This window comes from Salipiger sp. HF18 (assembly GCF_011806505.1).
GTDB lineage: Bacteria > Pseudomonadota > Alphaproteobacteria > Rhodobacterales > Rhodobacteraceae > Salipiger > Salipiger thiooxidans.
In genome coordinates, this window is the sequence record NZ_JAATOS010000430.1 from 1 (window position 1) to 3,354 (window position 3,354).

The window sequence follows — 3,354 nt, forward strand, 5'->3', positions numbered from 1 at the left end:
TCTGGTCTACGTGCTGCTGCTGGCGACGCTGGTTCTGGCCCGTGTCGCCCGCATGGTGGCCGACCGGCGGGCGCAGTCGGCAGGATCCCGCCTGCACCTCCGGCTCACAGGCGTTTTCGCGCTCATGGCGCTTCTACCCACCGTGACCGTCGCCGTCTTCGCCGTGCTGACCATCAACATCGGCCTCGAGACGTGGTTCTCGAGCCGGGTGCAGAACGTGGTGGGCGCCTCGCTCGCCGCTGCCGAGGCCTACGAGGCCGAGCAGCGCCACGGGCTGGCCGAGGATGTCGAGGCGCTGGCCCGCTTCATCGACGCCGCCCGCCGCGCCAATTTCGCGCTCGATGACGGCGACATCCGCCAGATCCTCGGGCAGGGACAGGGCCAGATCCAGCGCGGCCTGCGCGAGGCCTATGTCATCGACGGCGCGGGCGAGATCCGGGCCCGCGGCGAACGCTCCTACCTCTTCGACTACGAGCAGCCCACCATCGCGCAGCTTGCGCAGGCGGACGAACAGGGCGTTGTCATGGTCCCCGACTGGGACATCCACGAGCTTCGGGCGCTGATCCCGCTCGACGCCTTCGCCGACCGCTACCTCTATGTCAGCCGCGAGGTCGACGGGAACCTGCTGAACCTGCTCGACCAGACGCAGGCCACCGCGCAGTTCTACCAGCAGTAGGAAAGCGAACGGGGCCGCAGGCTTTTCGACTTCGCGCTGCTCTACCTCGGTTTCGCCGTGCTGCTGATCCTTGCCGCGATCTGGCTGGGCCTGTGGTTCGCCGAGCGCCTCGCCCGTCCCGTGGGCCGCCTTGCCGGTGCCGCGCAGCGCGTCGGCGCGGGCGATCTCGAGGTGCAGGTGATCGAGGAAGAGGGCGATGACGAGATCTCAATGCTCGGGCGCTATTTCAACCAGATGACCCGCCAGCTGAAGGGGCAGCGCGAGACGCTGCTCGAGAACACCCGCCAGATCGAACGCCGCCAGCGGCTGTTCGACAGCGTGCTGTCCTCGGTGACCTCGGGCGTCGTCGGGCTCGACGACAGTGGCCGCGTCACCTTCGTGAACCGCTCGGCCGAGCGCCTGCTCGGCTGGCAGGAGACCAAGTCCGAAGTTCCGATCACCGTCGCCGTTCCCGAGTTCGGCGCGCTTTTCGAGAAGCTGCGCGACACCGGGCAGGAGACCGCGCAGGAAGAGGTGAAGGTGAGCCGCGAGGGCCGGCTCGAGCACCTTCTGGTGCGCATGTCGGTGCGGCGTCGCGCCAACGGCTCGCTCGAAGGCTTCGTGGTGGCCTTCGACGACGTCACCGACCTGGTGAGCGCGCAGCGCATGGCCGCCTGGGGCGATGTGGCGCGCCGCATCGCCCACGAGATCAAGAACCCGCTGACCCCGATCCGGCTCTCGGCCGAGCGCATCAAGCGCAAGTTCGGCCGCCAGCTCGAGGGCGAGGATGCCGTGAAGCTGGACCAGATGACCGAGGTCATCGTGCGCCAGACCGAGGACCTGCGCCGCATCGTCGACGAGTTTTCCAAGTTCGCGCGAATGCCCGAGCCCGACCGCAAACCCGAGGACGTGGTCTCGTTGCTGCGCGGCGCGGTGCTGCTGCAGGAGACCGGCCAGCCCGGCGTGCGTTTCGTGATTGACCTTCCCGACAACGAGATGCCGTCCGAGCTGGACGCCACGATGATCGGGCAGGCGCTGACCAACCTCATCAAGAACGCCGGCGAGGCCATCGAGAGCCTGACCGAGAGGGGCGCGCCCGAGGGCTACAGCCCCGAGATCCGCGTCAGCCTCGCCGAGCGCGACGGCCGTGCCGAGATCCGCATCGCGGACAACGGCATCGGCCTGCCCGAGGACCGGGCACGGCTCTTCGAGCCCTACGTGACAACCCGCGACAAGGGCACCGGCCTCGGCCTGCCCATCGTGAAGAAGATCATCGAAGAGCATGGCGGCAGCCTCGCTCTCGAGGATGCGCCCGTATTCGACGGCGCCTCCCATGCCGGGGCGATGGCGGTGGTCCGTCTGCCGCTCGGGCTGGCGCCGGCACGGCCGGCACACATGACCAGAGTGATTACCGAACTAGAGGGGCAGACATGAGCGATATCCTGATCGTCGACGACGAGCGCGACATTCGCGAGCTGATCGGGGACATCCTCGAGGACGAAGGCTACACCACGCGACTGGCGGCAAACTCCACCGAGGCCATGGCGGAAGTGAACGCCGAGCCTCCCGGCCTGCTGATCCTCGACATCTGGCTGAAGGACAGCAAGATGGACGGCATCGACATCCTCAAGACGGTGAAGCGGGACAACCCGGACATCCCGATCATCATCATCTCGGGGCATGGCAACATCGAGATCGCCGTCGCGGCGATCAAGCAGGGTGCCTACGATTTCATCGAGAAGCCGTTCAACATCGACCAGCTTCTGGTGGTGATCCGGCGCGCGATGGAGACGTCGCGGCTCCGGCGCGAGAACAACAAGCTGAAGCGGCGCGAGACCGAGGTCAGCCAGATGGTGGGCGAAAGCCCCGCCTTCCGCGCCCTCGTGGGCCAGCTCGACAAGGTCACCAAGTCCAACGGCCGGGTGATGCTGTCCGGTCCCGCGGGCTCGGGCAAGGAGGTGGCGGCGCGCTACATCCACGCACATTCCGGCCGCGCGCAGGGGCCCTTCGTCACGGTGAACTGCGCCGGCGTCGAGCCCGAGACCATGGAAGAGGTGCTCTTCGGCCGCGAGACCGCCGAGCGTGGCATCGAGCCGGGTCTGCTCGAGCAGGCGCACGGCGGGGTGGTCTATTTCGACGAGGTTGCGGACATGCCGCTCGGCACCCAGTCCAAGATCCTGCGGGTGCTGGTGGACCAGAGCTTTACCCGCGTGGGTGGCTCGGACAAGGTGCGGGTGGACCTTCGGGTGATTTCCTCGACCAACCGCGAACTCGAGGACGAGATCGCCTCGGGCCGCTTCCGGCAGGAACTCTACCACCGGCTCAACGTAGTGCCGATCGCGGTGCCGAGCCTCGAGGACCGGCGCGAGGACATCCCGCTGCTGGCAGAGTACTTCATCGACGCCTGCAACAAGTCGCAGGGCCTGCCGTTGCGCCGCCTGTCCGAAGACGCCGTGGCGCTGATGCAGACGATGATCTGGCCGGGCAACGTGAGGAAGATCAAGAACCTCGTGGAACGGGTGCTGATCCTCGGCGAGGGGACCGGGCCCATCGAGGCGCGCGAGCTGCCGCAGGAGGCGCCCTCGGGTGGCGACGAGGAAGGCCGCGTGGTGCTTTCGGGCACGCTGGCCACCCTGCCGCTGCGCGAGGCGCGCGAGGCCTTCGAGCGGGAATACCTGCTCACCCAGATCAACCGCTTC

General features: G+C 67.7%; 1 protein-coding gene and 1 pseudogene. Both read left to right on the plus strand.

Features of this window, described 5'->3' with window-relative positions; all coding sequences use genetic code 11:
• Window positions 1–2,089, plus strand: a pseudogene (locus HC022_RS21845) (ATP-binding protein); the annotation flags it as partial.
• A partial coding sequence (locus HC022_RS21850; protein WP_167453812.1) for a sigma-54 dependent transcriptional regulator occupies window positions 2,086–3,354 on the plus strand: 1,269 nt, incomplete at its 3' end. The pseudogene HC022_RS21845 and the gene HC022_RS21850, both read left to right, overlap by 4 nt.